General features: G+C 64.4%; 26 protein-coding genes. 17 read left to right on the plus strand and 9 right to left on the minus strand.

The window, feature by feature from the left end; all coding sequences use genetic code 11:
• Positions 1 to 16 precede the first annotated feature (16 nt).
• The gene (locus tag KWO_RS15685) at positions 17 to 616 is read right to left on the minus strand and encodes an EF-hand domain-containing protein (protein ID WP_010379153.1); all 600 of its coding nucleotides are present in this window, start codon (positions 614 to 616) and stop codon (positions 17 to 19) included.
• A 39-nt stretch (positions 617 to 655) separates the two neighbouring features.
• Between KWO_RS15685 and KWO_RS15690 the strand changes: the two genes are divergently transcribed.
• From KWO_RS15690 to KWO_RS15700, 3 genes are read left to right on the plus strand one after another with little or no spacing between them, the layout of a single operon-like run.
• On the plus strand, positions 656 to 1,570 hold the full coding sequence (locus KWO_RS15690; protein WP_017112721.1) for an arginyltransferase: 915 nt from the start codon (positions 656 to 658) through the stop codon (positions 1,568 to 1,570).
• Complete coding sequence (locus KWO_RS15695; protein ID WP_010371500.1) at positions 1,524 to 2,855, plus strand: endonuclease/exonuclease/phosphatase family protein; 1,332 nt, start codon at positions 1,524 to 1,526, stop codon at positions 2,853 to 2,855. Before KWO_RS15690 ends, KWO_RS15695 begins: the two co-directional genes overlap by 47 nt.
• Before the next feature lie 30 nt (positions 2,856 to 2,885).
• Positions 2,886 to 3,368, plus strand: coding sequence for an XVIPCD domain-containing protein (locus KWO_RS15700; RefSeq protein ID WP_227479806.1), 483 nt, complete (start codon positions 2,886 to 2,888; stop codon positions 3,366 to 3,368).
• Between the two features lie 132 nt (positions 3,369 to 3,500).
• Here KWO_RS15700 and purT read toward each other — a convergent pair whose 3' ends face one another.
• Positions 3,501 to 4,703: a formate-dependent phosphoribosylglycinamide formyltransferase gene (gene purT / locus KWO_RS15705; protein ID WP_017112719.1), complete on the minus strand. Its 1,203-nt coding sequence runs from the start codon at positions 4,701 to 4,703 to the stop codon at positions 3,501 to 3,503.
• 129 nt (positions 4,704 to 4,832) lie between these two features.
• Here purT and KWO_RS15710 point away from each other — a divergent pair, with 129 nt between their 5' ends.
• The 6 genes from KWO_RS15710 to KWO_RS15730 all read left to right on the plus strand — a co-directional run bounded on the left by KWO_RS15710 (position 4,833) and on the right by KWO_RS15730 (position 7,765).
• Positions 4,833 to 5,702 (plus strand): SPFH domain-containing protein, encoded by an 870-nt coding sequence (locus KWO_RS15710; RefSeq protein WP_010371510.1) that lies wholly within the window; start codon positions 4,833 to 4,835, stop codon positions 5,700 to 5,702.
• Positions 5,703 to 5,711: 9 nt separating this feature from the next.
• Positions 5,712 to 5,996, plus strand: coding sequence for a hypothetical protein (locus KWO_RS15715; protein ID WP_010379146.1), 285 nt, complete (start codon positions 5,712 to 5,714; stop codon positions 5,994 to 5,996).
• Positions 5,993 to 6,172 (plus strand): type II toxin-antitoxin system antitoxin, encoded by a 180-nt coding sequence (locus tag KWO_RS15720; RefSeq protein ID WP_010379144.1) that lies wholly within the window; start codon positions 5,993 to 5,995, stop codon positions 6,170 to 6,172. The genes KWO_RS15715 and KWO_RS15720 overlap by 4 nt, the downstream gene beginning before the upstream one ends.
• Positions 6,169 to 6,345: a hypothetical protein gene (locus KWO_RS22600; protein WP_010379142.1), complete on the plus strand. Its 177-nt coding sequence runs from the start codon at positions 6,169 to 6,171 to the stop codon at positions 6,343 to 6,345. The genes KWO_RS15720 and KWO_RS22600 overlap by 4 nt, the downstream gene beginning before the upstream one ends.
• A gap of 67 nt (positions 6,346 to 6,412) precedes the next feature.
• Positions 6,413 to 6,952, plus strand: a complete 540-nt coding sequence (locus KWO_RS15725; RefSeq protein WP_227479915.1) for a PH domain-containing protein — start codon at positions 6,413 to 6,415, stop codon at positions 6,950 to 6,952.
• 15 nt (positions 6,953 to 6,967) lie between these two features.
• Positions 6,968 to 7,765, plus strand: a complete 798-nt coding sequence (locus KWO_RS15730; protein ID WP_010379135.1) for a M15 family metallopeptidase — start codon at positions 6,968 to 6,970, stop codon at positions 7,763 to 7,765.
• A gap of 65 nt (positions 7,766 to 7,830) precedes the next feature.
• Here KWO_RS15730 and KWO_RS15735 read toward each other — a convergent pair whose 3' ends face one another.
• From KWO_RS15735 to KWO_RS15755, 5 genes are all read right to left on the minus strand, one after another.
• Entirely contained in the window at positions 7,831 to 8,505 is a 675-nt protein-coding gene (locus KWO_RS15735; RefSeq protein WP_010379133.1) for a DNA-3-methyladenine glycosylase family protein, read from the minus strand.
• 2 nt (positions 8,506 to 8,507) lie between these two features.
• Positions 8,508 to 8,894, minus strand: coding sequence for a DUF423 domain-containing protein (locus KWO_RS15740; protein WP_017112717.1), 387 nt, complete (start codon positions 8,892 to 8,894; stop codon positions 8,508 to 8,510).
• A gap of 82 nt (positions 8,895 to 8,976) precedes the next feature.
• Positions 8,977 to 10,158, minus strand: a complete 1,182-nt coding sequence (locus tag KWO_RS15745) for a polyketide cyclase (protein ID WP_010379129.1) — start codon at positions 10,156 to 10,158, stop codon at positions 8,977 to 8,979.
• 348 nt (positions 10,159 to 10,506) lie between these two features.
• Positions 10,507 to 11,148: a response regulator gene (locus KWO_RS15750; RefSeq protein WP_008574699.1), complete on the minus strand. Its 642-nt coding sequence runs from the start codon at positions 11,146 to 11,148 to the stop codon at positions 10,507 to 10,509.
• Complete coding sequence (locus KWO_RS15755) at positions 11,148 to 12,344, minus strand: sensor histidine kinase (RefSeq protein ID WP_008574698.1); 1,197 nt, start codon at positions 12,342 to 12,344, stop codon at positions 11,148 to 11,150. The genes KWO_RS15750 and KWO_RS15755 overlap by 1 nt, the downstream gene beginning before the upstream one ends.
• 236 nt (positions 12,345 to 12,580) lie before the next feature.
• On the opposite strand from KWO_RS15755, the gene KWO_RS15765 reads away from it, so the two are divergent.
• The 5 genes from KWO_RS15765 to KWO_RS15785 all read left to right on the plus strand — a co-directional run bounded on the left by KWO_RS15765 (position 12,581) and on the right by KWO_RS15785 (position 15,595).
• Positions 12,581 to 13,180 (plus strand): GNAT family N-acetyltransferase, encoded by a 600-nt coding sequence (locus tag KWO_RS15765; RefSeq protein ID WP_008574695.1) that lies wholly within the window; start codon positions 12,581 to 12,583, stop codon positions 13,178 to 13,180.
• 3 nt (positions 13,181 to 13,183) lie between these two features.
• Entirely contained in the window at positions 13,184 to 13,930 is a 747-nt protein-coding gene (gene minC / locus KWO_RS15770) for a septum site-determining protein MinC (protein ID WP_010379120.1), read from the plus strand.
• Between the two features lie 35 nt (positions 13,931 to 13,965).
• On the plus strand, positions 13,966 to 14,775 hold the full coding sequence (gene minD / locus KWO_RS15775; protein ID WP_005930297.1) for a septum site-determining protein MinD: 810 nt from the start codon (positions 13,966 to 13,968) through the stop codon (positions 14,773 to 14,775).
• Between the two features lie 2 nt (positions 14,776 to 14,777).
• Complete coding sequence (gene minE, locus KWO_RS15780; protein WP_003484370.1) at positions 14,778 to 15,035, plus strand: cell division topological specificity factor MinE; 258 nt, start codon at positions 14,778 to 14,780, stop codon at positions 15,033 to 15,035.
• A gap of 68 nt (positions 15,036 to 15,103) precedes the next feature.
• On the plus strand, positions 15,104 to 15,595 hold the full coding sequence (locus KWO_RS15785) for a hypothetical protein (protein ID WP_010379114.1): 492 nt from the start codon (positions 15,104 to 15,106) through the stop codon (positions 15,593 to 15,595).
• 153 nt (positions 15,596 to 15,748) lie between these two features.
• Here KWO_RS15785 and KWO_RS15790 read toward each other — a convergent pair whose 3' ends face one another.
• Positions 15,749 to 17,038 carry a sensor histidine kinase gene (locus KWO_RS15790; RefSeq protein ID WP_010379112.1) on the minus strand — a complete coding sequence of 430 codons (1,290 nt, stop codon included), beginning with the start codon at positions 17,036 to 17,038 and terminating at the stop codon, positions 15,749 to 15,751.
• On the minus strand, positions 17,031 to 17,747 hold the full coding sequence (locus tag KWO_RS15795; protein WP_010379111.1) for a response regulator transcription factor: 717 nt from the start codon (positions 17,745 to 17,747) through the stop codon (positions 17,031 to 17,033). Before KWO_RS15795 ends, KWO_RS15790 begins: the two co-directional genes overlap by 8 nt.
• Positions 17,748 to 17,965: 218 nt before the next feature.
• Here KWO_RS15795 and KWO_RS15800 point away from each other — a divergent pair, with 218 nt between their 5' ends.
• The 3 genes from KWO_RS15800 (at position 17,966) to KWO_RS15810 (ending at position 22,227) form a co-directional block, all read left to right on the plus strand.
• The gene (locus KWO_RS15800) at positions 17,966 to 19,699 is read left to right on the plus strand and encodes an ArnT family glycosyltransferase (protein ID WP_010379110.1); all 1,734 of its coding nucleotides are present in this window, start codon (positions 17,966 to 17,968) and stop codon (positions 19,697 to 19,699) included.
• Positions 19,700 to 19,798: 99 nt separating this feature from the next.
• Positions 19,799 to 20,563: a phosphatase PAP2 family protein gene (locus KWO_RS15805; protein ID WP_010379109.1), complete on the plus strand. Its 765-nt coding sequence runs from the start codon at positions 19,799 to 19,801 to the stop codon at positions 20,561 to 20,563.
• Positions 20,560 to 22,227: a phosphoethanolamine transferase gene (locus KWO_RS15810; RefSeq protein WP_010379108.1), complete on the plus strand. Its 1,668-nt coding sequence runs from the start codon at positions 20,560 to 20,562 to the stop codon at positions 22,225 to 22,227. Before KWO_RS15805 ends, KWO_RS15810 begins: the two co-directional genes overlap by 4 nt.
• Positions 22,228 to 22,307: the final 80 nt, after the last annotated feature.

Raw genomic sequence — 22,307 nt, forward strand, 5'->3', positions numbered from 1 at the left:
CGCGGTCAGCGAGACCTCAGCGATTGGTCGCAGGTGCGGTTGCTGGCGCAGGCTTGCCATAGTCGCCGCGCCCCTCCATTCCACCCGGTCCGTGCCCGCCACGCCACTTGGACGCAGCATCGAACTCGGCCTTGCTCAGCTTGCCGTCCTTGTCGGTGTCGGCCTTGGCGAACCATGCATCGCGATGCTGCTGCATGCGCAGCTCGCGGTCGGTACGGTCAACGAAGCCGTCCTTGTTGAGATCCATCTGGTCGAAGCGCGCGGCGAACTTCGGGTCGGCTTTGGCTTCTTCGCGGCTGATACGGCCGTCCTTGTTGGTATCGAGCTTGGCCATCCATTCGCCAGGTCCGCCACGTCCATCACGGCCAGGACCACGATGATGCGGACGCTCGTCGCGCGACAGCTTGCCGTCCTTGTTGGTGTCCAGCGTATCGAACTGGGCAGCCAGGGCCGGATCTGCAGCCGCCTCGCTGCGGTCAATCACGCCATCGCCGTTCTTGTCGAGCTTGGCAGGACGCGCCGCATCGCCGGAAGCCGGCACGGTGGCGGCGAACGCGGCGCCGGTGGACAGCGCGGCCAGCACGGCCAGGGCGAGGAAAGGTTTGCGTGACGTCATGAGACACTCCTGAGAGATGGGAACCACGCGGCACCTGCATTGGGCCGCATCGCGTGGGTGGTGCGTGCGGATCATCCGTGCGCTGCCACCAACACCCACATCAACGAGCCACCGATGCGCGCGTTGACGTCCGGGCCGGGCGTATTCATCCGGCGGATAGTCGCCGCTGCTGCGACGCGCAGGCGCTATCCTTCGGCCATGGCCATCCATGCAGACACCCACGACGACCTGCGCCTGTTCCAGACCGGCGAGCATGCCTGTGGCTATTGGTCCGACCGGCAAGCGCGCGATCTGGTGCTGGATCCGCACGATCCGCGCCTGGGTGCTATTTATCCGCAAGCACTGGCCTGGGGCTTCCGTCGCTCCGGCGATCTGGTCTACCGGCCACACTGCGAACGGTGCCGTGCCTGTGTGCCAGTACGCATCGCGGTGGATGCGTTTCATCCCGACCGCAGTCAACGCCGTTGCCTGGCGCGTAATCAAGATTTGGTCGTCCGCGTGGTGGCCGCCGAGCGCACCGACGAACAACTGGCGCTTTATCGCCAGTACCTAAAGCACCGGCATCCCGGCGGCGGCATGGACGAGCATGGCGCCACCGAGTTCGACCAGTTCCTGATCGGCGGTTGGTCGCATGGGCGCTTTCTGGAGATCCGCGAACCAGCCATCGCGCATTTGCCTGGCCGGCTGCTGGCTGTCGCGGTGACCGATGTCACCGCGCATGCGCTGTCGGCGGTCTACACGTTCTACGCGCCGGAGGCAGCTGCGCGCAGCCTAGGCACATTCGCGATCCTGCAGCAGATCCAGTGGGCGCAGCGCGAGCGCCGCGCACATGTCTATCTGGGGTACTGGATAGATGGCCACGCGAAGATGAACTACAAGCGCCGTTTCAGTGCACTGGAAGCCTACGATGGCCGCCACTGGCGCGGCTTGCCGGCACACGCATCGGTCGGTTGAACCGCCGGATTGCGACATCGGCATGTCGCATCGCACATGCGAGAATCCCGCGATGATCAAACCTCTCCTGCTGCTTGCGCTGACCGCCTTGTGCGCGTCCTGCGCTCACCGCGCGCCGTCGCCCAAGATGCACACCGACACCCTCGCCTCCCGGCCCGCTGCGGCCCAGCTGCGCATCGCCACCTATAACACCTCGCTGTATTCGGACGAGGCTGGCGGCCTGATCCGCAAGCTGCAGGGCGATAGCGCGCATGCGCGCAAGATCGCTGCGGTACTGCAGCGCGTGCGGCCAGATCTGGTGCTGCTTAACGAGTTCGACTTCGACCCGGAACACCGCGCTGCCGATCTGTTCCAGCACCGCTATCTGCAGGTGGCCCAGCCGGGCGGCGGCGAGGCGTTGCATTATCCGTACCGCTATCTGGCACAGGTTAATACCGGCATGCCGAGTGGTCTGGATCTGGACAAGAACGGCAGCATCGGCGGCGAAGGGCGCGCACGTGGCAACGATGCATGGGGCTACGGGTTGCACCCCGGCCAGTACGGCATGCTGTTGTTGTCGCGTTACCCGATCGACGAGCAGGCAGTGCGTAGTTTCCAGTTGCTGAAGTGGAGCGCGCTGCCCGGTGCAGTGCGGCCGATCGATCCGGCCACCAAGACGTCGTACTACAGCGATGCCATCTGGGCACAACTACGGCTGTCGTCGAAATCGCATTGGGATGTGCCGGTGCGCACGCCATTGGGTGTGGTGCATGCGCTGGTGTCGCACCCCACCCCGCCGGTGTTTGACGGTGCCGAAAAGCGCAACGCCGCGCGCAACCACGACGAACTGCAGCTGTGGCGCGCGTATCTGGACAACGCCCCCGAGAGCCAACGCTGGCTCTGCGACGACAAAGGCAGCTGCGGCGGCTTGGCTGGCGATGCGCGCTTCGTCATCCTCGGTGATCTCAACAACGACCCGGTCGATGGCGCCGGCCGGCATGACGCGATCCGCGCGTTGATCGAGCACCCGCGCGTCCTTCAATACCCCACCCCACGCAGCGAGGGCGGCCCGGAGAAAACCGCCGAATACGCCACGCTGGGCATCGCTCACAGCGGCGACCCGCATCAAGTGACCGGCGACTTCGGCCCGCAAGCCGGCACCATGCGCCTGGACTACGTGCTGCCGTCGCGCCAATTCACCCTGATCGGCAGCGGCATTTTCTGGCCGGCCAACCACGCACCGGAAGCGGCGATTGCCGATGGCAGCGACCATCATGCGGTGTGGGTGGATGTGGCTGGCAACTAAGAAAGCGTCCCGAGCCTCCGCACGTGCGCGTTGAACAAGGAAATTCGGAACCCGCTTCCGGCACAAAGGTCGTTGCAGCAGCACATTCTCAGCGAAGAGCGGCACGCGCCATCGTTGAAGGACCCCACGCATCCAGGCTACCAACTGTTTACACAGGCGCAGGATCACGTACAGACCCTGGATCGCGAACATGGACGGCAAACGGATGCGCGCAGCGCCAATCTTGCGGGCTGCCTGGCGGTGCAATCCTGCAAGATGGGAATAGAACGCATAGACGAAGTGAGACTGAGCGACGATGCCTCGCGTGCATTTGCTGTGCAGAACAATCCTTACTTGGCTGGATCGCACGACCAGTTGCGCGCCCATGTCGATACGGTCGTCGCACTCAATACAGCGCTGGAGCAGAGCAGTCAGGCATGGACGCAGGCTGCAGCCGAGCGCGTGCAGGCAGAGCAGCAACGGAACCTGCAACAGGAACAAACGCAGGCTCCAGCAGCTCGAACCATGAGCTGACCGGGCGAGAGTCGTCGGGAGTTCATTCCCTGGCGCCTCGCCTGTTAGCTACCAACTGACTTTTCAGAGCCAGCAAACCAGGTCTACGGTGCAGCAATCTTTCGACTGCACCAATGCGAGTCGACAAGAAACTCAGGCCTGCAGCTGAATCGTCAGCGCAGCCGCCGCAACGCGCGCCTTCTCGCGTGCAGCATCAATGTTGTCCGCGCGTGCCAGGGTGACGCCGACGCGACGATGGCCGTCCACACGGGGTTTGCCGAACAGGCGTAGTGCAGTGTCCGGGTCGCGCAGCGCATCGGCCACGTTGTCGAACACCGGCACGCCGTTGCCATGCGCCAGTAACGCGCAGGATGCGGAGGGGCCGCTCTGACGAATCACGCCGCCATCTTCCGCGCCCACCGGCAGGCCGAGAATGGCGCGGGCGTGCAACGCGAATTCGCTTAACTCCTGCGAGACCAGTGTGACCAGACCGGTGTCGTGCGGGCGAGGCGAGACTTCGCTGAACCACACCTCGTCGCCCTTGACGAACAATTCCACGCCGAACAGGCCCCAGCCGCCGAGATCGTCGGTGATGGCCTTGGCGATCTCCTGCGAGCGGCGCAATGCACCGGCAGACATCGGCTGCGGCTGCCAGCTTTCGCGGTAGTCGCCGTCCTGCTGCCAGTGGCCGATGGGGTCGCAATACGAAGTGCCGCCGGCGTGCCGCACGGTGAGCAAGGTAATTTCGTAATCGAAATCGATGAAGCCTTCGACGATGCAGCGGCCAGCACCGGCACGCCCACCGGTTTGCGCGTACTCCCACGCCGCATCGATATCGGCTTCGCTACGCAAGGTGCTCTGGCCTTTGCCCGACGACGACATCACCGGCTTGACCACGCACGGCAAGCCCACTGCCGCAATCGCCTCGCGGTATTCGGCGGCGGTGTCGACGAAGCGATACGGCGAGGTCGGCAGACCCAGTGTTTCGGCGGCCAGGCGACGGATGCCTTCGCGGTCCATGGTCAGGCGCGCGGCACGCGCAGTCGGGATGACCTTCTGGCCCTGCTCGCGCTCCAGCGCTAACAGGGTTTCGGTATGGATCGCTTCGATCTCCGGCACGATCAAATGCGGACGCTCGCTGGCGATCAGCGCACGTAGTGCGGCGGGGTCGAGCATGTCCAGCACATGCGAGCGGTGTGCCACCTGCATCGCCGGGGCATTGGCGTAGCGATCGGCCGCGATCACTTCCACGCCGAAACGCTGCAGCTCAATCGCCACTTCCTTGCCCAGTTCGCCCGAGCCCAGCAACAACACGCGGGTGGCGGAAGGCGATAGCGGGGTGCCGAGGGTGGTCATGGGCGCAATCCAGAACGAGAGGGGGCCGCCATTCTAAACGGCTGCTAAGGCCGACGCCCGACGAACGGCTGTTGCTTGGCTGATATCATATTGATATCTTTTTTATGACTTCACTAAGGACTCGCCCTCATGAAAGAGAAGCCGATCGGCTCGTTACCCGGCATTCCCGTCGTCCTCGTCGCAGGCGCCGGCCTCATCGGCGCGGCCTGGTACGTGTTGACGATGATGGCCAACACCAGCGTCACGCCGGCCGCGTTCATCGCCGCAGTGCTGGTCGCGGCGGCGTGCATTTTCATGCTGGCCGGCATGTACACGCTGGAGCCCAACCAGGCCGCGGTCTTGAGCCTGTTCGGCAAGTACGTCGGCACGGTCAAGGACGCCGGCCTGCGCTGGAATGTGCCGTTCTACGCCAAGCGGCGCGTCAGCCAGCGCGTGCGCAATTTCGAAAGCGGACGACTCAAGGTCAACGAGCTGGATGGCAGCCCGATCGAGATTGCCGCGGTGATCGTGTGGCAGGTGCTGGATGCCTCCGAAGCGGTCTACAACGTCGACGACTACGAGAGCTTCGTGCATATCCAGTCCGAAGCGGCGCTGCGCGCGATGGCCACCAGCTATCCGTACGACCAGCATGAGGACGAGCAGATCTCGCTGCGCAGTCATCCGGCCGAGATCAGCGAGCAGCTCAAGCGTCATCTGGACGAGCGCCTGACCCAGGCTGGCGTGGACGTGATCGAGGCGCGCATCAGCCACCTCGCCTACGCGCCGGAAATTGCCCAGGCCATGCTGCAGCGTCAGCAGGCCAATGCCGTGATTGCCGCACGCTCGCGCATCGTCGCCGGTGCGGTGGGCATGGTCGAAATGGCGCTGTCCGAATTGCAGAAAAATGGCGTGGTGCAGTTGGACGAAGAGCGCAAGGCGCATATGGTCAGCAACCTGCTCACCGTGTTGTGTTCTGATCGTGGGACCCAACCGGTGGTCAACGCCGGCTCGTTGTATTGAGGCAAATCGATGAATGTCATGGTGCCCTTGGTGGTTGCGCTTTCCGGCTTGCCCGCGCTGGCGATCGCCGCGTCCATCGGCGCGGACGATGACGACCGCGCGCGCGGCCTGGGCCTGCGCTGGGCGCTGATCAGCCTGGTGATCCTGGTCGGCGCCGCGTGCCTGTACTGGGCTGGCGACAACCGTGCCGGCATCTATACGGTGGTGATCGGCATGATCATCGGCGTCAACGTGCTGATCATGTCGATGGTGATGCACCTGCGTCGGCACGGCAGCCGCAGAGACGGCGAATGAGCGAAAAAAAGGCCTACCCGCTGCGTATCAACGCCGATGTGTTGGCCGCCGTGCAGCGTTGGGCCGACGACGAATTGCGCAGCCTCAATGCGCAGATCGAATACGTGCTGCGCGATGCGCTGCGCAAGGCCGGGCGGCTGTCGAAGCCGCAAGACGATAAGGAATCATCGACATGAACAAGCGGTCAACCTCCCTAGCCATTGAGCTGAAACCGTCATTTATCGTCGACATGGCGCCGAGTGAAACCCAAGCCCAATCGAATACGCGGCTTGGCCAGGGTCGGAAGCAGCTCAACGTCGCCATGCAGAAACCACTATGTGTTGCGTTGCCTGCGTTAAAGGAGGTGTGAGATGGCGGCGCGATCTGGCCAATCCCACGGCAGCCCCATTGCGCCGGAGGCGCGTACGGGGCAACGCGTGCGCCCGCGCAAGCGCGACTATGCCGTTGCTCCGGTGACGCGCTGGGGCTTGGTAGTCTGGCTGTGGCTGCCGCTGTTGACAGTCGCCGGCGTTATCGGCGCCGTACACGCAGACAGCCATAGCCACCCCGGCACACTCATTGCAAACCTGGGCATCCTGTTGACGGCGGCAGTGGTGTGTACCCTTGCGCATACGCGGCGCAGTATCCGGCTGGACCATGACAGCCTGATCGTGCGCTCGACATTTTTCACCAGGCGCGTGCCACTGCGCGCAATACACCTGGACAACGCACGCATTGCCGATCTTGCCGAGCACACTGGCTTCGAGCCTGGCCTACAGCTGTGCGGTTTCGGCTATCCCGGATTCAAGTCGGGGTATTACCGTAGCAAATCGGCAAATAGAGGCTTTTATCTGCTGACCCAGTCGACACGGGTCCTGATTTTGCCATTGCGGGAAAACGGCTTGGTGGTGCTCAGTCCTGAGCAGCCGCGCCAATTGCTCGAGGATCTACGACAGCTGGCCGTAAGCCATGCTTAGCCCTACCCTGCTGTGATGCACACGAACTCGACCCTGCTGCTCAACACCACCGCCATCGAGCTATTGCCTGCCGCCCTGATGCATGCGCGCAGCAATGCCGACGCACGTGTGCTCGCGAAGGCTGATTGGTTATTGCGACGCAAACGCGATGGGCGATATCTGGCAGCGCAGCTACCGCAGGGCATCATTCCGCTGATTCCACGGCTGGCACGTGAGCCTGGACTGGACGAAGCGCTGGATCGGCTGGACACCGCCGCTGGTCGCATTGGCCAGGCACACGACGGCGTACTTGCAATCGATGGATTGCAGCGCCGTCTGGCGCAGCTAGGGCTTGCAGCCGACACCTACACGCAACAGACCGGCCTGCAACTGGTCGCCGAACCGGCTGCACTGCAGTTTGCCGGGCGCGATCGCTTCGGTCGGCCGCTGTGGCTGAGTGCCGGCGCTGCGCGCGCATGGCGACAAATGCGTGCGGCTGCGTTGCGCGCAGACATCGTGCTCGATACGATTTCAGGCTACCGCAGCCACGATTACCAACTGGGCATCTTCGAGCGCAAGTTCGCGCGCGGACTCACCCTGGAGCAGATTCTGGCGGTCAACGCAGCACCAGGTTTCAGCGAACATCACAGCGGCGAGGCGCTGGACATCGGCACACCGGGCGAACCGCCTGCCGAGGAATCCTTCGAAACCACGCCTGCATTCGCCTGGTTGTGCGGCAATGCGCACGCGTTCGGCTACCGCCTGAGTTATCCACGCAACAACCCGCATGGCATCGTTTACGAGCCTTGGCACTGGCGTTGGTCGGCGACGTAAGCCGGCCGTACCTCATGCGCCATACGACACGACCGATCGTCGCGTCGGCCATGCTTGCAAGTGCGCTACTCCTGCGAGCGCGGTGTCGGCACTTTGGTCTCGACGCTGAAGTCGGCGATCTGCCACAGATAAAACGCGGCGTAGGTGCGATATGGGCCCCAGCGTTCGCCGCGGACGGCCAGTTCCTTGGGAGTAGGCATTTGCTCCTGCTTGTCCACGCGCTGCGCACCTTTGCGCACGCCCAGGTCGTCGATGGGCAGCAAATCGGGGCGGCCCAGGCGGAACATCAGCATCATTTCCACCGTCCAACGACCAATGCCGCGCACTGGCACCAGGGCATCGACGATAGCGTTGTCGTCCATGAAAGCGAGCCTGCGTAGCGAGGGAATCTCGCCTGCGCTTTCGCGCCGTGCCAGATCGCGCAGGGCCAGCGCCTTATTGCCTGAGACGCCGCAGGCACGCAGTGCTGCATCGTCGATACGACCGAGCGTATCGGCATGCAGGCGCTGCGCGCCGATCGCCACTTCCACCCGCGCCACGATGGTGGATGCCGCCTTGCCGCTGAGTTGCTGAAACAGGATGGCGCGCGCCAGCGCATCCACCGGGTCGAACGGCTTGCGCCATCCCGGCTGCGGTGAGATCGGGCCGATGCGCTTCATCCACGCGCCCAACGCGCGGTCGCGCCGAGCAAGATGCGCGAACGCAGCCTCCACATCGAATCCGCGGGCGTGGCGCGGCATGCTCAGCGCCTCAAGGCGCCGATGGCCAACACCACCCAGCCCAGTATCAGGCTGCCGCCGCCAATCGGCGCCAAGCTGGTCGGCCAATGCAGCAACGCGCCGCCGACCAGGCTACCGGCGAACAGCAAGGTGCCCAGCAATAGCAGATACAAACCGATCCGGCCGAGCACACGCGTTTCGGCAGAACCCAGCACGGTCAGCACCGCGCCATGGCCGAACGCATACAGCGATGCAAGCTGCAGTCGCGACTGCACCAGTGCATCAGCCACGCCGTGCGAAGCGTAGGCCGACAGACCGACCGCTATGGCAGCCAGCAGGCCGCCGCAAAACGCCAGCAGCGAAGGGTGTTTCTTACGACGATCGAGCAAAGACATGCAGGCAACTTCCATGACAGCGCCGTAGCGCAAAAAAAAACGCGCCGCAGGACTGCGGCGCGTTTCTGGTCTGGATCACGTCATCGTAGTGAGACGATTACTTGATGGCCCAGTAGACGTCGTACGTACCGTCCTGGGTGAACGACTTGTCCACACCGCCCTTCCAAGCTTCGTACGGACGATCGGTCACATCCATGCCGCTGGTCGCAGCCCATGCACGCAGCGAGTTACGCACTGCGTCCAGACCTGCCATGTGACCTGCATAGGTCGCAAATGCCGAACGGTGAGCCGGAACGCGCTGGTACTTCACCGGTGCTTCGGACGGGATATTGAGCTTCAGCTCGTCGCCCGTTGCAGCCACTGGCGTTGCATCGACCGGTGCCGCGGCAGCAGCGTCGTCTTTCTTAGCGTTGGCCTTGGCGGTGTCTGCCTTGGCGTCGGTCTTCGGCGCGCCACCAGCACGCTTGCGCACCGGCTGCGCGACGTCGAACGCGTACTTGTCGGAGGCGAAGTCGGTGGTCACGATGCGAACCGGACCAGCAGCCTCAAGGCCGTTGGAATCCATCACGCGCTTTATCCACTCCTGGTTGTCCTTGATCGACTTCTTGATCGTCTCGTTGTCACGATCGATGTTGCCCGCGGTGACGACCAACAGGTCCTCGGCCGGCACATCGACGATCTTGAGGTCGCTCAACACCGGCTTGCCGTCAAGCTCGGCGCGGTAGTCGAAGTTCGGCACGGTGGCCAGCGCGGTCGCCAGACGCGACAGACCCAGCTTCAGGTCGTCGCCCACGTGGCGGCTGACATACAGGCCGGCATAGCGACCAAACAGGTTCCAGCCGTACTTGACGCTGTAATCCTGGGTGATCTTGACGTTCTTGTTGTTCTTGCCGGTCGGCACCAGGGTGAAATTGGTGACCTTGTCGTAGCCCTTGGTGGGATCTTCGATTGCGATCTCAACACGCTCGTTCTTGACGCTGTTGGTGATCTCCCAGCTGCCGTTGCCGATATAGCCCTCGGTGGAGCTGTATTCGACGCGTGCACCCTTGCCCTCTTCCGGGCCGGCCAGCTTCAGCTGGATCTTCGGGTCACGCAGCACAAGCGGGTTCCAATCCTTGAAACGACGGAAGCTGTTCACGGTGTCGTAAACAATCGTCATCCTGCGGTTGGTCTCAACACTCTCGGACATCTGCCGCTCCGAGGGCAACACCAAGCCCACCACGACAAACAAGCCAGCCACGATCCCCAAGGCGATCAGGAACTCGATAATACGGGTCATTCAGGAGGTCTCCGGGGCCGATCCCACGGCCGGGTTGAGTGAAGAAGCCACCATCCTAGCAGGCTTCGAGAAAGATGTTCAGTTGTGCGACGGGTAGCGCGGTCTTGCGGTGTCATTCACCGCGCAATGCAGCGCGTGGGGGATGCGCAATCCCAACCTGCACAAGGGTTTGGGCGATTGCGCGCCGCTATCATGCACATCACGTGCTGCGTGCGTGTGATGTTGCAGTTGCCGGGCGGCACCGGTCCGCCCGTTTCGCAGTCCGACCGGCGCCGCAGCGTCCTGAATGCGAGTCCGGTGCCTGCTGCAGGCCGGCTTGGCGTCGAGCTCGCCGGCGCAGGGCCGAGCTCACACCAGCTGCAGTTCGAATGCTTTCAGCACCGCGCGGGTGCGGTCGCGTACGCCGAGCTTGGAGAGGATGTTGGAGACGTGATTCTTGATGGTGCCTTCTGCCACGCCCAGCGAGTTGGCGATTTCCTTGTTGGAAAACCCGCTCGCCATCAGCCGCAGGATCTCGGTTTCGCGGTCGGTGAGCGGATCGGGGCGGTCCAGGCTGACGAACTCGTTACGCATGTGCTCCAGACCCGACAGCAGGCGCTGGGTCACCGCCGGCTGCACCAGCGAGCCGCCTTCGGCGACGGTACGGATGGCGCCAACCAGTTGTTCCAGCGAGACGTCCTTGAGCAGATAGCCCTTGGCGCCGGCCTTGAGCCCGGCCAGCACCAATTGGTCGTCGTCGAAGGTGGTCAGGATGATCGTCGGCGGCAGGGTGCCGTTGCGCGAGAGCATCTGCAGCGCTTCCAGCCCGGACATTACCGGCATGCGCATGTCCATCAGCACCACGTCCGGCTGGATCTGCGGAATCTGCTCCACCGCCTGCTTGCCGTCGGAGGCCTCGGCCACTACCTCGATGCCGTCGTCCAGCGCCAACAGCGAGCGGATCCCCTGGCGCACCAGGGTTTGATCGTCGACCAGGCACACACGGATCATCACAACACTCCTTGGGTCACGGCCGCAGGCATCAGTGCCGGCGCGCCTGGAACAGCGATGCGCAGGCCAAAGCCCTCACCCCGCCGGGTTTGAATTTCGAGCTTCCCACCATACTGGTTCAGCCGCTCACGCATGCCGCGCAGCCCGTTGCCGGGCGCGACCGCATCGGCGCCGTGGCCGTCGTCGCGGGCGTCGATCAGCACCGTATCGGCATCGCGGCGCACCTGGATCCACAGGTTGCGCGCGCCGGCATGGCGCACCGCATTGGTGATGATTTCCTGGGTACAGCGCAGCAGCACGTGGGCGCGCTCGGGGTCGTCCAGGGTCAGCGGCTGGGCGATGTCCAGGTGGATATCCAGCGACGGCACCTGGGTGACCAGCGGGCGCAGCGCCGCTTCCAGGTCGATCGCGCCGCTGTCGCGCAGATGGCTGACCGCCTCGCGCACATCGGTGAGCAACAATTTGGCCAGCGTGTGCGCCTGGCGCACATGCTCCTGGGCCTGGCCCTCGGTAATGTGGCCGGCCACTTCCAGGTTGAGGCTGAGCGCGGTGAGGTGGTGGCCGAGCAGGTCGTGCAGCTCGCGCGAGATGCGGGTGCGCTCGTTGATGCGCGCGCTCTCGGCCAGCAACGCGCGGGTGGCGCGCAGTTCGGCGTTGAGCCGGCGCTGCTCTTCGCGCGCATCGGTCTGCTGGCGGGCCACCAGGCTGGTGACGAAGATGAACATCGAAAAGCCGCCGTACAACAGCGACTGCATCAGCGCCGCGAACAGGGTGAAGTCCGGGCGCAGGTAGTAGAACACCGGCAGCACCGCCAGCTGGCTCAGCACCAGCCATAGCACGCCCACGCGTAGCGGCAGCAGCCACGGGATCACCCCGGCCGCCACCATCATCAGGATGCTGCCGAGCCCGGTTCCGCTCAGATAGCTCACCGCCAGCGCGCAGATGGTGAGCAGCAACAGGATCAACCGGTCGTACCAGTGCGCGTGGCCGCCGCTGTTCAAGCCGCGGGTCAACCAGAAGTAGCTGGCGCCGAAGCCGATGAAGAATGCCGACATCATCACCGCCTCGGCCACGCTGCGGTGGTCGCCCTCTTCGGCCGGCGGCCAGTAGGTGTACACCAAGGGCATGACGATCATCGCCCAGGTGAACAGGCCGGCAAAGCGCAGGACGCGCGTGTGACTGAGGTATCCCAACATGCCCGCATCTTAGGCGTAAGCGACCGCGCTGCCCTCTTGCCGGAAGTCATGCATGCCGGCAGGTGCACGGGTGGCGGATGTCGGACCCGCACAGCGCCTGTACTGACGCGCCGTTGCACGCCGGCACCTGCCGCGCGCCGGCCGATCGCTTGCGCTGGGTCGCCGCTTCAGGCCCCGCATGTAATAATCCGACGCAGATCCGATTTCGGGTCGACGCGTTACCCCACGGAGTCCCAATGTCGATCGTCATCCGCGACGTGCGCGAGCACGAGCTCGATTCCGTCCTGGCCCTGAACAACAATGCCGGACTGGCGATCCTGCCGCTGGATTCAACCAGGCTGCAACGTTTCTACGAGCAGGCCGAGTATTTCCGCGTCGCCGAGCGCGACGGCAACCTGGCCGGGTTTCTGGTCGGTTTCGGAAGCGGCAGTGCGCACGACAGCAGCAATTTCGCCTGGTTCCGGGACCGTCACCCGGAATTCTTCTATATCGACCGCATCGTGGTCGCCAGCCGCCGCCGCGGCGGTGGCGTCGGGCGGGCGTTCTATGCCGATGTGCAGAGCTATACCGAGCTGCGTTACCCGCAGCTGGCGTGCGAGGTGTTCCTGGACCATGGCGCAGATGCGGCCTTGCTGTTCCATGGCAGCTTCGGCTTCCGCGAGGTTGGCCAGAACACCATGCCCGATGTGGAAGTGCGCGCCAGCATGCTGATGAAAGACATGTGCAGCTATCGGTGGGTCAAGGAGACCTATGGCGGCAAGTTGCCCGACCACTTGCCGTGGGTGGGCCGGCCGCGTCATGCCGCCACCACCGCTAGCCCATCGACGGGGAGCTGAGTTTTGGCAAGTGTGAATGTGGATTTTGAACAGGCCGGCGAACTGAAGATCGGCCAGGTGGGCATCGCCAACCTGCGCGTGCGTACGCTGGATGTGCCGCGGCTGGTGCAGGAAATGCGCGAGCGCGTGAGCCGCGCGCCCAAATTGTTCGGCCGTGCGGCGGTGATCCTGGATTTCGGCGGGCTGTCGCAGGTGCCGGACCTAGCCACAGCCAAGGCGCTGCTGGACGGCCTGCGCGATGCCGGCGTGCTGCCGGTGGCGCTGGCCTACGGCACCAGCGAGATCGACCTGCTGTCCCAGCAGTTGGGCGTGCCGCTGCTGGCCAAATTTCGCGCGCAGTACGAGCCGACCGCGGTCAGCCCGCCACCGCCACCGCCGCCGCCCACACGTGCCGAACCGGCACCGCCGGCCGCGCGACCGGCGCCGGGCCGGATGCAGCGCACCGCGGTGCGTTCGGGTCAGCAGCTGTACGCGGAGAACTGCGACCTGACCGTACTCAGTACGGTCGGTGCCGGGGCCGAGGTCATCGCCGACGGCAGCATCCATATCTACGGTACCCTGCGTGGCCGCGCTCTGGCCGGCGCGCAGGGCAATCCCGACGCGCGCATCTTCTGCCGCGACTTCCACGCCGAACTGGTTGCCATCGCTGGCCACTACAAGGTGCTGGACGATGTTCCCATGGACCTGCGTGGCAAGGCCGTCCAGGTCTGGCTGGAGCAGGATCAGATCAAGATCGCTGCGCTTGATTGACGCGGCCCAACCACAGAAATATTCGGAGAAATCCTTTGGCTGAAATCATCGTAGTCACCTCCGGCAAGGGCGGCGTCGGCAAGACCACCACCAGCGCAAGCCTGGCTTGCGGGCTGGCCAAACGCGGCAAGAAGGTGGCGGTCATCGACTTCGACGTCGGCTTGCGCAACCTGGACCTGATCATGGGCTGCGAGCGGCGCGTGGTGTACGACTTCGTCAATGTCGTGCACGGCGAAGCCACGCTCAAGCAGTCGCTGATCAAGGACAAGCGGTTCGAGAACCTGTACGTGCTGGCCGCCTCGCAGACCCGCGACAAGGACGCGCTGACCCAGGAAGGCGTGGAAAAGGTGCTCAAGGACCTGGCTGCCGACGGCTTCGACTACATCGTCTGCGATTCGCCGGCCGGTATCGAAAAAGGCGCGTTCCTGGCGATGTATTTCGCCGACCGCGCGGTGGTGGTGGTCAATCCGGAAGTCTCTTCGGTGCGCGACTCGGACCGCATCATCGGCCTGCTCGATTCCAAGACCCGCAAGGCCGAAGAAGGCAAGGCCGTGCCGGCGTTCCTGCTGCTGACCCGCTACAGCCCGGGCCGCGTGGAAGGCGGCGAGATGCTCAGCATCACCGACGTGGAAGAAGTGCTGGGCCTGAAGGCGATCGGCGTGATTCCCGAATCCGGCGACGTGCTCAACGCCTCCAACAAGGGCGAGCCGGTGATCCTGGATGCCGAGTCCCCGGCCGGCCAGGCGTATGACGACGCAGTCGCCCGCATCATGGGCGAGGAGCGCCCGATGCGATTCACATCCGTGGAGAAGAAAGGCTTCTTCAGCAAGCTGTTCGGAGGGTAAGCATGGGCCTGCTCGATTTTCTCAAGAGCAAGAAGAACACCGCCGAGACGGCCAAGAACCGCCTGCAGATCATCATTGCGCAGGAGCGCAACCACCGCGGCGGGCCGGATTACCTGCCGCTGATGCAGCGCGAACTGCTGGAAGTGATCAAGAAGTACGTCAACATCGATGCCGATGCGGTGCGCGTGGATCTGGTCAAGGACGGCGAACACGACGTGCTGGACATCTCGGTCGCCCTGCCGGAAGACGGCGACAAGTAAGCGCCGACAACGGCACCGCGTTCGCACGGTGCCGTTGTTGCATGTGACCCGACCGCGAGCCATTGCGCGTGACCACCGCCCCCACTGCCACACCCACCGCTGCCGATGTTCTGTGCGTGGCCGATATCGGCCTGGACGCACCTGCCGCCCTGCTCGCGCGCTATGGCTTGCGCCTGCATCGCGTGGACAGTGGTGCAGCGATTCCAGGCAGTTTCTGGGGCGAACCGGAAGCCGGCATCATCGGCTGCGACGTTTACGTGCGCGACGACACACCGGTGCATTCGCTCCTGCACGAAGCCGGACATCTGATCGTGCTGCCTGCGGAAAAACGCGCCGCCGTGCATACCGACGCCACCGATTCGGTGGAGGAAGAAGACGCCACCTGTTACCTGCAGATCCTGCTGGCCGAACAACTGCCCGGCGTGGGCAGCGCGCGCCTGATGGCGGACATGGACAGCTGGGGCTATACGTATCGGCTGGGCTCCACCCGTGCCTGGTTCGAGCACGACGCGGAGAACGCGCGCAGCTGGTTGCACGCGCGCGGCTTGTTGCCGGCCTGATCCTGCGCTGAGCGCTGGAGCAGCAACCAAATCGTCGCGCGCAATCGTTAGGCAGGTGCCGAAAGCGCGCGCAGGGATTGTCGTGGACGCGTGGTACATACCGCGCCGAGCACCGGTCGCCCGGCGGTGAGCTCAGTCGGTTTTTGGGGCGCTTTAGTGAACCGCTGCGGTGGCGCCGGACAGATCCAGCGTCGCCACCGTGCCCTGCCCTGCGTTGGAATCCAGCTGCAGATGCCAGCCGAGGTGTTCGCATAGCCGCCCGATCAATTCCAGCCCGATGCCACTGCCCTGGCGTGCGTTGCCGCGTGCCAAGCGCATGTAGATGGCGCTGATCTCTTCCGGCGCCATGCCGTGGCCCGGGTCGGCAATGCGCACCACGCCGGGCGCAGATAGCGAGATGCGAATGATGCCGCGGTCGCTGTTTTCGATGGCGTTGCGCAGCAGGTTGCCGATGGCGGTCTGCACGATGGCAACCGGCGCAACCAGGCTGCACGGCGGCAGCGGGTCCACGATCAGCTGCAGATCCTTGTCGGCGCACAGGTGCGTGTGGTCGGTCACGATATCCGGCAGCAGCTGGTCCAGCCGCAACGAGTCGCTGCTGCGCACCAGCCGGCTCGGGTCCTTGGCCAGCACCAGCAGCAAAGTGATCAACTGTTCGACCGAGGCACTGGTCTGCGCGATGCGCTGCAACTGATGGCGTACTGCCGGCGGCGTACCGGGCTGCTCCAGCGCCAACTCCACCGCATTGCCGATCACCGCGATGGGCGTGCGTAATTCGTGGCTGGTGCTGTCGATGAAGGCGCGCTCGCGGTCCACAAACTGGCTATTGCGCTCGAGATAATTGTTGAGCGCATCGGCAACCACATAAAGCTCGGCGCTGCCCTGCGGCCCGACCGCAATCTGCTGCGCACGTTGCCCCGGACGTAATGCGCCGATGTCGCGTGCCAGTTCCACCAGCGGGCGCACCAACCGGGCCATCGCGTAGGTGCCCATCAACAAGGTGATGCCAATCAGCGCGATGCCAGCGGCCAGCATCCAGCGGGTCAGGAATTTTTCCAGCGCTTCGAAGTCGGAGATGTCCAGCACCAGCGCCAGACGCCCGGCATGCGCGGTGTCGCGCACCATCACCGCACTCTGGCGGCCGGCGATTTCCAAGCCGTCGTGCAAGCCTGGATGCAGGCTGCGCAATACTGGCGGTGTGCGCGCGACGTCGTCGATGCGGTACAGCCGCAAGGTGTCCGAATCCTGCCAGTGGTAATCCGGATTCTGCACGCTGCGCTCGAGAATGCTGTCCAGTTCGGAATTCAGCAGTGAGCGCCACACGCCGTGTTCGGCACGTTCGTGCAGGTACTGCGCGGTACCGAACACCGCCAGCGTCATCAATAGCGTGTAGCCGAACAACCACACCAGCACGCGGCGACCCAGGGGACGCTGCTTAGACATCGCTGCTGTCGCCTGCGCCAGGCGCTTCGGCCGCATCCAGCTGCGCCAGCCGGTAGCCGAGCCGGGGCAAGGTGTGGATCAGTTTTTCTGCGAACGGGCCATCAACGCTGCGGCGTAGCTCGTAGATGTGCGAACGCAGCATGTCGCCGTCGGGCGGGTCGTCGCCCCACAGCGATTGCTCCAGGCGTTGCCGCGTCACCGCCGCCGGGCTGTCCTGCATCAGCACTTCCAGCAACTTGCGGCAGGCCGGGTACAGATGCAGCACCTGGCCGGCGCGGGTGGCTTCCAGCGTGGCCAGGTCCAGGCGCAGGTCGGCCACTTGCAGCAGCTTGCCGCGCCGACGGCCATGTGCGCGCGCCAACAAGGCTTCGATGCGCACTTCCAGCTCGGGTAGCGCGAACGGTTTGGTCAGGTAGTCGTCGGCGCCAGCGCGAAAGCCGGCGATCTTGTCCGGCAGTTCATCGCGCGCGGTGAGCATGATCACCGGCAACTCGGATTGGTGCTGTTCGCGTAGGCGGCGCAGCACTTCCGGCCCGTCCATGCGCGGCATCATCCAGTCCAGGATCAGCGCATCGTAGTGCTGGGTGGTGGCCAGGTGCAGGCCGGTGATGCCATCGGGCGCGGCGTCCAGGGTATGTCCGCGCGCTTCGAAGTACTCGAACAGGTTGGCAACCATATTGCGGTTGTCTTCAATGACCAGCAGCCGCATGAGCGGGGTTCCAGGGCGGCCCGGCAGGCACAGTGTGCGCATCCTAACCGAGGCCAGCCAAACACAGCCGGTATCGCCGGTGCGGCCTTCCAATCGGTTGCGCTCCAATCCTCTGCACAACTGCGCTGCCTGCGCTGCCCACCTCGATGCGGCACACTTTGTTCCGACAAATTTCCGACCCACTTGCCAGATAGTGTCTGCCCGCATTTACTCAGGGCGTGCGCGTGTCGCCTGCCATCTCTGCTTCCCCATCCCGCCAGCGCGCGCTGCTGGCCGCACTGCTTTTGATTCTCGTCAGCCTGCTGGCCGGCCTTGGCATGCGCCAGCCCAACCCGCCAGACGAACCGCGCTTCGTGCTGGCTGCGCGCACCATGGTCGAGACCGGTCAGTGGCTGTTGCCGCACCGTGGCAGCGAGTTGTACGCTGAAAAGCCACCGGTGTTCATGTGGTTGCAGGCTGCGACCTACGCGGTGATACCGCACTGGCCGGTGGCCTTCCTGCTGCCGTCGCTGCTGGCCGCGCTGGCCACGTTGTGGCTGACCTGGGATATCGCGTGCCGGCTGTGGAATCGGCGCATGGCGGCCTATGCGGTGCTGGCCTTGTTCACGGTGCTGCAGTTCGGCCTGATGGCCAAGCGCGCGCAGATCGATATGGTGCTGGTGGCGCTGACTACCCTGTCGTTGTGGGGAATGTTGCGACACCTGCTGCGCGGGCCGGACTGGCGCGCCTGGACGCTGGGCCTGTTTGCCGCGGGTGTAGGCACGGTGACCAAGGGCGTCGGCTTTCTGCCGCTGCTGCTGTTGCTGCCGTGGATGGCGCTGCGACGCACACACGTGAGCGTGCTGCCGGCGCGTGCGCAGGCAGCACGTAGCTGGTTGCTGGTGCTGCCGGCCTTCGTGGCAGGCACCGCGGTGTGGTTGGGGCCGCTGTGTATTGCACTGCTGCACAGCGACAACCCACAGCTGCATGCCTACGCGCACGAGCTGTTGTTCAAGCAGACCGGCACGCGCTATGCGCACGCCTGGCATCACGTCAAACCGACCTGGTACTACCTGCAGGTGATCGCCACGTTGTGGTTGCCGGGCTGCCTGTTGTTACCGTGGTTGCTGCCGGCCTGGTGGCGGCGGCTACGGCGCGGCGACCCGCGCTATCTGCTGCTGCTTGCCTGGAGCGTGTTGGTGCTGCTGTTCTTCAGCGCCAGCCCGGGCAAGCGAGAGGTCTACATCTTCCCGATGCTGCCGGCGCTGTGCATTGCCGCGGCGCCATTGCTGGCCGGGCTGTTGCGCCGGCGCGGCGTGCGAATGCTGCTGACCGGGTATGTGCTGCTGCTTGCCGTCGCCGGTTTGGCGCTGGGCGCCGGCATTGCGCTGCATCTGCACTGGGCCGAAAACACCGCAGTGAAGCGCGGCATGGAGCTCGCCTCGCTGCAGTCCGTGGGCATTTGGTTGATCGGCCTGGGCGCGGTCGGCCTGGCCGCCACTGCATGGTCGCGCGGCAAACGCGCTGGCACCGCGTTAGTGGTGATGACCGCCGCGTTGTGGACGGTGTATGGCCTGGGCTTGATGCCGGCGCTGGATCCGTACAGTTCGTCCGCACGGTTGATGCAGCGGGTGGGCCAGCGCATCGGCCCGGACGCAGAACTGGGCATGCTGGCCTGGCGCGAACAGAACCTGCTGCAGGCCGACCGTCCGGTCACCGACTTCGGCTTCAAGGCGAGCTGGAAGGACCAATGGGCCAAGGCCGGCCCGTGGCTCGCGCAATCGCCGCACACCCGCTGGCTGTTCGTGCTCAAAGAAGCGGTACCAGCATGTATCGATCCGGCGCAACGCATCGATATCGGCGAGTCCAATCGCAACCAATGGGAATTGCTGCCGGGCACGGCATGGCATGCCGGTTGCATCTCCACTGCGTCCGACGCCGAACAAACCGGTAGCGAAGGCGATGCAGACTGAATGCTTGGTGCCGGGTTAACGGCCGAGCAACCCCGGTCCGACCGCTTTCCGACATCCGGGTTTCGAAGATGTCGGGCATTGACACAGGCCGACATCTTAATGACAACGTTTCCCAGCCACGCGTCGACCGTGGCGCATACAGCCAACGGCATGGAGACGCACTTCTTTGTGCGCCATCTGTGGCTGCCCATGGCCTGCGTCCTGTTGGCGAGCGCGTTGCTGATGGGCGCCGGTGGCGACCAATGGGTTGCCGATGCGCTGTATCGGCTGGAAGGCGGGCACTGGCTACTCAAGGACCACTGGTTCACCAGTGTCGTGATCCACCACGTGGGTAAATGGTTGAGCACGGCAGCCGGGGTCGGCGTTCTGGTGCTGGCTATTGTTGCCTGGTGCAGGCCACGCCTGAAGGTGTTGCGCTGGCCGCTGACTTACTTGGCCGCCTCCGTCGCACTGGCGACCTCGCTGGTGTCGCTGCTCAAGTCGTGGACGGCGATGGATTGCCCGTGGGATCTGAGCCGCTATGGCGGTACGCAAGCGATGATCGGGCTATTCGAATCGCGCCATGGCATTACCGCGTCCGGTTGTTTTCCTGCCGGCCATGCCAGTGCCGGTTATGCGTGGGTAGCGCTGTATTTTTGTGCGCTAGCGCTCGGTCCTGCATGGCGGTTCGCAGGTTTGTTTACAGGCTTGGCAGCAGGTCTCATTTTCGGTGTTGCACAACAACTGCGCGGCGCGCATTTTCTCTCGCACGACCTGTGGTCGCTGGCAGTGTGCTGGGTGAGCGCACTTGCACTGTACTGCGTGATGCTGCAAAGGCCGCGTCGCGCACCTGGCGTGACGTTGCTCTCGGGGGATGCTGCATGAGTACCTGGTTGCCGGAACCGCGCACGCGCAGTGGCCTGCGCGCGCTGACATGGAGTACGCGGCCGACGGTGTCGACCGAAGCGCTGGTGCTGCTTTCGAGCCTGTTTTTCGCGTTGGTGTGCAATCAGTTGTTCTGGCGCACGGCCATGGCCACGCATCCGGGCAGCATTGGGTTTGCGATCTCGTTGATGGCGCTGCTGGTGGCCGTGCATGCGCTGCTGTTGGGCGTTTTGGTCTGGCGCTGGAATGCAAAGCCGCTGCTGACGCTGTTGCTGTTCACCACCGCCCTGGCCGCGCACTACATGGACAGCTATAACGTCTATCTGGATGCGGACATGCTGCGCAATGTGCTGCATACCGATCACAAGGAATCGCGTGAGTTGCTCACGCCCGGCCTGATCCTGCCGCTGCTGTGCTACTTCCTGATCCCGACCGCACTGCTATGGCGCACACGTCTGCGCGCGCGCAGCGTGGGCAAGGCGTTCCTGGTGCGGGTGGGCTTTCTGCTGGCCGTGGCGCTGGTAGGTGCCGCAGGCACCATGCTGTCGTCGCAGGATATTTCTGCGTTGATGCGCAACCACCGCGAAGTGCGTTACCTGGCCACGCCGATCAACTACATCGTGGCACTGCGGCAGAATCTCAAATCCGATTCGCCGATGAAGCGTGCCCCCAAACAGCCGATCGAACACGACGCCATGGCCAGGCCGCGTGCGCCGGGCAGCCGCCCGCGCCTGTTGCTGGTGGTGTTGGGTGAAACCGCACGTGCGCAGAACTGGGGCCTCAATGGCTACGCCCGTCAGACCACGCCGAAGCTAGCGCAGGCCGGGGTGATCAATTTCCCGGACATGCATTCGTGCGGCACTAGCACAGAAGTGTCGGTGCCGTGCATGTTCTCACCGTACGGCCGTCGCGATTACAACGAGGACATGATCCGTGGCCATCAGTCGTTCCTGCATGTACTGGAACACGCCGGTATTTCGACGCTATGGCGCGACAACCAGTCTGGCTGCAAGGGCGTGTGCGACGGGTTGGAGCTCCAGAAGCTGGACGATGCCACCACGCCGGGCCTGTGCGCCGATGGCCGCTGCATGGACGAGATTTTGCTGAGCGATCTGGCTGCGCAGGTGCGGGCAAAGCCCGGCGACCGCGTCGTGGTGCTGCATCAACTGGGCAGCCACGGACCGAGTTACTTCGAACGTTACCCGGCGCAGTTCGAACGCTTCAAGCCCGTCTGCAAGACCGCAGACCTGGGCAGCTGCAGCCGCCAGGACATCGTCAACGCCTACGACAATTCGCTCCTGTACACCGACCATTTCCTCAATCAGGCCATCCATGCGCTGCGCGGCCTGCCGGACTACGACACGGCGATGATCTATCTCTCCGATCACGGCGAATCGCTCGGCGAAAAGGGCCTGTACCTGCATGGCGTGCCGTATGCCATCGCGCCCAAGGAGCAGACCCACGTGCCGATGGTGATGTGGTTCTCGCCGGAGTTCGCGCGCGATCGCGGGCTGGATGAAGCCTGCCTGCGCCACCGTGCAGGGCAATACACCGATCAGGATGCGCTGTTCCCGTCGGTGCTGGGATTGATGCAGGTCAAGACCAGCGTCTACGCACCCGAGCGCGATCTGTTCGCCAAGTGCACCGGCACGACGTTGCACTGATTGGCAGCGCCTGCCACAAAGCCCGCCCCACTGGATGCGTGGCGGGCGTTGCCCTTGCCCTGAAACCCGGCGCGCTCTAG

Origin of the sequence: Xanthomonas vasicola pv. musacearum NCPPB 4379, from assembly GCF_000277895.2 — a bacterium.
GTDB classification, from domain to species: domain Bacteria; phylum Pseudomonadota; class Gammaproteobacteria; order Xanthomonadales; family Xanthomonadaceae; genus Xanthomonas; species Xanthomonas vasicola.